Here is a 6,525-nt window from a genome sequence, read left to right as displayed (position 1 = left end):
GATTGGTAAAGATGAAAACATTAAAAAAGAAGAAGATAGGTTTTCAGTTTAGCTATGAAGTATTAGTAACTAAAAAAGAATATTTAAATGCTAGAAAAGAAGAAAGAGATATAAGTAAATTTGATAATTTTTTTACACGAGTGTTTACAACTATACATAGAAAAGAAGAAATGACAGAAGAACAAATAAAAGTATTTATAGAAAGCATGCAGAAAATAGTGAACAAATAATTTTGTATAATAGAAAGAAAGGTGAATATTATGCTAAATAAAAAATTACCAGATTCAGAATTCAAGATTATGCAATATATGTGGAATTCTGGTTATAAAACTGTAATATCTAAAGATGTTGCAGAAGAAATGGAAAAAGAATATAAGTGGAAACAAACTACAACACTAACACTTTTATTAAGGTTGACTAAAAGAGGTTTTTTAGCTTCTCAAAAAATAGGTAAACACACACACATTATACAATATTAATAAAAGAAAAAGTATACTTAAAATCAGAAACTAAAAAACTCTTTGGAGGTTTACATAATAATCCTATTTCAAATTTAATTTCAAAACTGCATGATAAAGAAGAGATAAGTAATGATAAACTAGATGCTTTAGAAGAATGGATAAGAAGTTGGCAAGAAGATGAAGAATAGGAATATATTAAAAGGTAGCACTCAATAGTAGCTACCTTTTGTGGATAATATTGGGGATAAGTTGTGGAAAACTTATGTAAAAATTGTGGATAAAATATTTTACTGACATTTAACTGACATAAGTTTTAGGTTTTGATTTTAAAGTATTGAAATATCAATAAATAATTACATAAAAAGATAAAGAATGCTATTTTAATAAGGAATAATAAATATATTAATATCATTAATAAATGTTAGAAACATGAGATGTTAACGATATCTAAACTAAATTATTATAAAATAGCTGACTATAATTTAATTGATAAAGCCTATTCTTCTAGACTTTGTAAGTTAAATTACAGTCAGTTTTATTATCTAATAAGATTAAGAATTTCTTAATAAATTCTAATGCAAAAAATTATATAAAAAGAATTAAATTTAGTATAATATATATAAATATATATAGAAAGGATGTTTAAAGTCTATGAGTGGAAAAATTTTAGTTGTAGATGACGAACGTGATATTGCTGATTTAATAGAAGTTTATCTTACAAATGAAAACTATACTGTTTATAAATTTTATTCTGGTCTTGATGCACTAAACTGCATTAATTTAGATGAATTTGACCTTGCAATTTTAGACGTTATGTTGCCAGGGATAAATGGTTTTTCTTTGTGTCAAAAAATTCGAGAAAAATATACTTATCCAATTATTATGTTAACAGCCAAGGATGAAGAAACAGACAAGATTACAGGTCTAACCTTAGGTGCAGATGATTATGTTACTAAACCTTTCCGACCTTTGGAACTTGTTGCTAGAGTGAAGGCACAACTTAGAAGGTATAAGAAGTACAGTGGAAGTTTACAGTCTGGTGAAGAACTTTCACATATTTTTTCTTTTTTAGGTCTGGAATTGAATACCCAAACGTATGAATGTCATTTAAATGGTAAAGCTCTTTCACTTACTCCAACAGAGTTTTCTATTCTACATGTATTATTAAAGAATAAAGGTTCTGTGGTAAATTCAGAAAATCTTTTTCATGCTATCTGGAAAGATGAATATTACAATAAAAGTAACAATACTATAACAGTTCATATTCGCCATCTTCGTGAAAAATTAGGTGATACTGTAGATGAAGCAAAATATATAAAAACAATTTGGGGTGTTGGTTACAAGATTTGACACCTATTTTTCTTGTCAAGAAGGGATGTAGTATTATGAAAAAGATTAATAATTTTACTTATAGGAAACTAAGAGATAAATATAAATTTATAAAAAGAGAAAAAAATACAGAGGTGTATTTAAAGTATAAATTATATGTAATGTTAGCTATCTATACAGGTATAGTATTGGTTTTAATGTTTATGGCTGATTATACATTTTCAAATTTTTCAAATCCTCTTATTAAATGGATTAAGTTGAGAAGAGATGTATTATTTTTTTTGTTTTTTATAATTGGATATATCACTATTTTCAATTTTTATTGGAAAAAACCATGGAATTATTTAAGAGAAATCATCAATGCAACACATACTATTTATCAACAAAATGATGAATTAGTTGAACTATCTAAGCCATTAAAGGAAATAGAACAACAAATGAACCAAATTAAGATGTCTGTTTTGTTAAGTCAACAAGCAGTGAAAGAGGCTGAAAACAAAAAGAATAACCTTGTGATGTATCTAGCACATGATATAAGGACACCACTTACTTCAGTTATTGGATATTTGAGCTTATTAAAAGAAATACCTAATATGGATAATTCTCAAAAATCTAAGTATACTGAAATTGCACTTAACAAAGCACAATATTTGGAAAAACTTATCAATGAACTTTTTGAAATAACACGATATAATTCTAATCAAATCAAAATTAATTACGAAAAAGTAGACCTATATTATATGTTACTCCAGTTAAAGGATGAATTTTACCTATTGTTATCTGAAAAAGGAAATAGAGCCATTCTAAAAGCAAATGAAAGTTTAACAATAAAAGCAGATTCTGAAAAACTTGCAAGAGTGTTTAACAACATCTTAAAAAATGCTATTGCTTACAGCTATCCTAATACAGAAATTATTATCTCAGCAGTTCATAAAGACAGCAAGGTAGATATTGCTTTTAGAAATTATGGACAGACAATTCCAGAAGAACAACTTTATGCTATATTTGAAAAATTCAATCGTTTAGATGAAGCCCGAAAATCCGATATGGGTGGTGCAGGTTTAGGGCTTTCTATAGCTAAGGAAATTATAAATTTACATGGTGGTGATATTACTGTTCAAAGTAAAGATGAGGCCACAACATTTACTGTATCGCTTCCTGCACCTACTTAGTAAAATATAAATCAAATATTAGGATTTTCTTAAGAAATTATCTATTTAATATTAAAACTATGAGTGTCTTTGTTTAGTAAAATAAATACTGAGCAAGGCACTTTTGTTTTTGCAGGTAAGTAGATAAAGAGAGGAGTTTCAAATATGGAATTAAAAATTGAACATGTGACAAAAAAATTTAAGGATAAAATTGCTGTAGAGGATGTTTGCCTTACCTTAACACCAGGTGTGTGGGGATTTTTAGGAGCGAACGGAGCAGGTAAAACTACCTTGATGAGAATCATTACAGACATTATGAAACCTACCAATGGCAAAATTATGTATAATGGCAAAAATATTTATACAATGGGTGCTGAGTACAGAAATTTACTAGGATTTTTACCACAAGAATTTGGTTTCTCACAGGATTTTTCTGTAAAAGATTATTTAGAATATATAGCAGCATTGAAAGATGTACCACCAAGAGAAGTAAAAGGAAAAATTAGTAATTTGTTGGAAATTCTTACATTATCTGATGTGAAAAATAAAAAGATTATTAAATTATCTGGTGGGATGAAACGAAGAGTGGGAATAGCACAAGCTATGTTAAATGACCCTAAAATCCTTATAATGGATGAACCAACAGCAGGACTTGACCCTGGTGAGCGAGTGAAATTTCGTAATTTTATTTCAGAATTTTCTCATAATCGTATCGTCCTAATATCTACTCATATTGTATCTGATATTGAGTACATATCAACTCAAAATGCTATTATGAAAAGTGGAAAAATTCTTGATGTGGGAACAACCGATAAACTGGTTAAGAAAGTAGAGGGTAAAGTATGGGAATGTCTTATATCAAATAGAGATATTTCAAAATATGAAATGAATTTACGTATAATCAATCAGCGTAGTGAAAAAAACAATCAAGTATCTATTCGTTACTTGGCAGAAAAGTCACAAATTGATAACTCTATTGCTGTTGAACCACGATTAGAAGATTTATATTTATGGTTATTTCCAGAAGCAGTTTATAGTAAGGAGGGGAAATAAATGCGTATTTTTTATTTGGAAATTAAACGAGTGTTGCACTCACGTCGTACATTAATTTTATTATTGTTGGCATTGATTTTATCTGCATTGATGGCTTTTCTTCCAATTACTTATGAGGGTATTAATTATTTAGATGATAATGGCAAAGTAGTTGAATTGAGTGGTTTAGATGCTATTGAATATAAAAAAACAATTTATGCTAATAACAGTGAAATTAGTAGTGGAGTTGTAACACCAAAAAAATTAAAACATGCTTTAAATATATGGAAAAAAACAGAAGAAAAGTATGGTAAAGTAGGTAGTGAAGATTTTCCACTAGATGTTTATTCTAAAAGTATTTTACCAATTCGCCCATTGTTGAATAGACTTCCTGAAGCATTTGCTAATTCAGAAACAGGATTTGCAACAGAATTATCAGAAATAAATACAAATGATTTAGATTCTTTTTATGAACAATGCAAAACTCATTTAAATGATATTATGAAGATTGAACAACAAACTCCTAATGCACAGATGCAGGTTCAAGAGCTTTATAGCAAAGTAGATACTCCATTTGAGATATACCCAGGTTATTCTAAAGATGCTTTTGATTATATAATATTTTATATTTTTATATTATTAATTATATGTGTTGCAATTGCTGCACCTACTTTTTCTGATGAATATCAGACACAATCAGATAGCATCCTTCGCTGTACGAAACATGGACATACTCGTCTAGCGTTTACTAAAATATTAGCTCTATTTTCTATATTTATAGTAATGTTTGTTGTATGTATTTCTATCCATTTGGCAATTTCTGATTTAGCTTTTGGTACTGAATGTTTGAAAACCTCATTTCAAATGTTGTTTTCTGTCATTAGTCTAGTAAATATAAATTTACTACAAGCACAGATTCTTATAGCTATTAGTGGTCTAATTTCAATACTTGCAATGGTTAGTTTAACATTATTTTTATCTGCAAAATGTAAGAATTCTCTTACTTCTATGCTGATTGCTTTTTCTATTTGTTTAATTCCTATGGGTGTAGGTGTTAGTTGGATTGGATACCTACTACCACCAGGGGGAATTGGTTTTAAGATTAGTTTATTATATCAACTGACATCATTTAATTTCTTGCAATTAGGAGGTATGAGTTTTTGGACGCCATACATTATACTGTTTTTCTCAGTGGTGGAAATACCTATTTTTATATTTTTGGCTATTCGTACCTATTGCAAACATCAAGTATCATAACAATTTGATGGAAATAATAATATAAACTAGAGGATGCAATAATTATATATGTAGTATAAAAGTTAAATTTAGTTAACAAATCTTAATAGCAGATATAGGTAATAAATTATACATAAATTGTATTATTACCTATATCTGCTATTTTAATATGACGAAACACCATTATATGTAAAGTAAATGTCAAATATAGTTTTAAAAGTAAAATTAATGTTAAAAAAGTGAATATAATTTTACACTTGCTTAACTTAATCCTAATATAGATTTAACTTAAAAAAAGTAGAATAAAAGTACAGGAAATTTGATGAAGACGAATTATAAAAAATTAAATTTTGAATACAGAACGAAAATCGATAAGTATATTTTAATGGAGGGTATTATGATAGTAAAATCTAGATTAGTAGGTTTAGAAAAAAATGACAATAATGGCAATAAGACAAAATACGTAATTGAAAAAGTAGCAAAAAATATTTTTCTACTTAGTGCTTTAGTAGCAGTTGCAAGTTTACTTTTGATAATAGGATTCGTATTTTATAAAGGACTAAGACCATTTGTATTTGAAGGATATTCATTTATAGACTTTTTAACTGGTGCAGATTGGGTTCCTTCTGCCAATAAATTTGGAATATCATCTATGATAGTAGCATCAATATTTGCAACACTTGGAGCACTTGTAATAGGAGTACCTGTTGGCATATTAACCTCTGTATTTATAGCAGAAGTAGCACCTAAAAGATTAGCAAAAATAATGTCACCAGCAGTTGAACTTTTAGCAGGTATACCTTCAGTATTATATGGTGTATTTGGTCTTGCAGTGATAGTTCCAACTATACAAAGTATATTTAATCTTCCAAAAGGTCAAAGTTTGTTAGCAATAGTAATAGTACTAGCGGTAATGATGTTACCGACAATAATATCTGTATCAGAAACAGCAATAAGAGCAGTACCAAAAGCATACAAAGAAGGTTCATTAGCACTTGGTGCATCAAAAATAGAAACAATATTCAAAGTTGTATTACCTGCTGCGAAATCTGGAGTATTAGCTGCAGTAGTGTTAGGAGTAGGAAGAGCTTTAGGTGAAACAATGGCAGTAATACTTGTTGCAGGAAACTCACCAGTTATGCCAACTGCAATAACAGATAGTGTAAGACCACTTACAACTAATATAGCACTTGAAATGGGATACGCATTTGGTACACATCAAGAAATGCTGTTTGCAACTGGAGTAGTATTGTTTACATTTATATTAATTTTAAACTTAGTTTTAAATAAACTTTCAAATAAGGCGGTAAATTAAG

Annotated in this window: 7 protein-coding genes and 1 pseudogene; all 8 read left to right on the top strand. The window is 28.3% G+C overall.

The window, feature by feature from the left end:
• Positions 1-230 (top strand): annotated as a pseudogene (locus KGF39_RS14350) (transcriptional regulator); the annotation flags it as partial.
• Positions 231-260: 30 nt separating this feature from the next.
• Positions 261-479 (top strand): BlaI/MecI/CopY family transcriptional regulator, encoded by a 219-nt coding sequence (locus KGF39_RS19950; RefSeq protein ID WP_255643454.1) that lies wholly within the window; start codon positions 261-263, stop codon positions 477-479.
• On the top strand, positions 473-649 hold the full coding sequence (locus KGF39_RS19945; RefSeq protein WP_308463838.1) for a hypothetical protein: 177 nt from the start codon (positions 473-475) through the stop codon (positions 647-649). Before KGF39_RS19950 ends, KGF39_RS19945 begins: the two co-directional genes overlap by 7 nt.
• A 463-nt stretch (positions 650-1,112) precedes the next feature.
• Positions 1,113-1,811 (top strand): VanR-ABDEGLN family response regulator transcription factor, encoded by a 699-nt coding sequence (vanR, locus tag KGF39_RS14340; RefSeq protein ID WP_227822821.1) that lies wholly within the window; start codon positions 1,113-1,115, stop codon positions 1,809-1,811.
• A 35-nt stretch (positions 1,812-1,846) separates the two neighbouring features.
• Positions 1,847-2,962: a sensor histidine kinase gene (locus KGF39_RS14335; protein WP_227822820.1), complete on the top strand. Its 1,116-nt coding sequence runs from the start codon at positions 1,847-1,849 to the stop codon at positions 2,960-2,962.
• Positions 2,963-3,106: 144 nt separating this feature from the next.
• On the top strand, positions 3,107-3,994 hold the full coding sequence (locus KGF39_RS14330) for an ABC transporter ATP-binding protein (protein ID WP_227822819.1): 888 nt from the start codon (positions 3,107-3,109) through the stop codon (positions 3,992-3,994).
• Between the two features lie 15 nt (positions 3,995-4,009).
• On the top strand, positions 4,010-5,230 hold the full coding sequence (locus KGF39_RS14325) for an ABC transporter permease (protein ID WP_413927090.1): 1,221 nt from the start codon (positions 4,010-4,012) through the stop codon (positions 5,228-5,230).
• A gap of 376 nt (positions 5,231-5,606) precedes the next feature.
• Positions 5,607-6,524, top strand: a complete 918-nt coding sequence (pstC, locus tag KGF39_RS14320) for a phosphate ABC transporter permease subunit PstC (RefSeq protein ID WP_054275168.1) — start codon at positions 5,607-5,609, stop codon at positions 6,522-6,524.
• The last annotated feature ends 1 nt before the right edge of the window (position 6,525 follow it).

This window comes from Clostridioides sp. ZZV14-6345, from assembly GCF_020657775.1.
GTDB lineage: Bacteria > Bacillota > Clostridia > Peptostreptococcales > Peptostreptococcaceae > Clostridioides > Clostridioides difficile_D.
The sequence above is the reverse complement of the archived record's forward strand: the minus strand, read 5'-3'. Positions and strand labels throughout refer to the sequence as shown.

What these genes read in the sequence shown, in the direction of transcription:
- KGF39_RS19950 (WP_255643454.1), top strand. Translation starts at nt 261, where the DNA reads ATGCTAAATAAAAAATTACCAGATTCAGAATTCAAGATTATGCAATAT.
- vanR (WP_227822821.1), top strand. Translation starts at nt 1,113, where the DNA reads ATGAGTGGAAAAATTTTAGTTGTAGATGACGAACGTGATATTGCTGAT.
- KGF39_RS14335 (WP_227822820.1), top strand. Translation starts at nt 1,847, where the DNA reads ATGAAAAAGATTAATAATTTTACTTATAGGAAACTAAGAGATAAATAT.
- KGF39_RS14330 (WP_227822819.1), top strand. Translation starts at nt 3,107, where the DNA reads ATGGAATTAAAAATTGAACATGTGACAAAAAAATTTAAGGATAAAATT.
- pstC (WP_054275168.1), top strand. Translation starts at nt 5,607, where the DNA reads ATGATAGTAAAATCTAGATTAGTAGGTTTAGAAAAAAATGACAATAAT.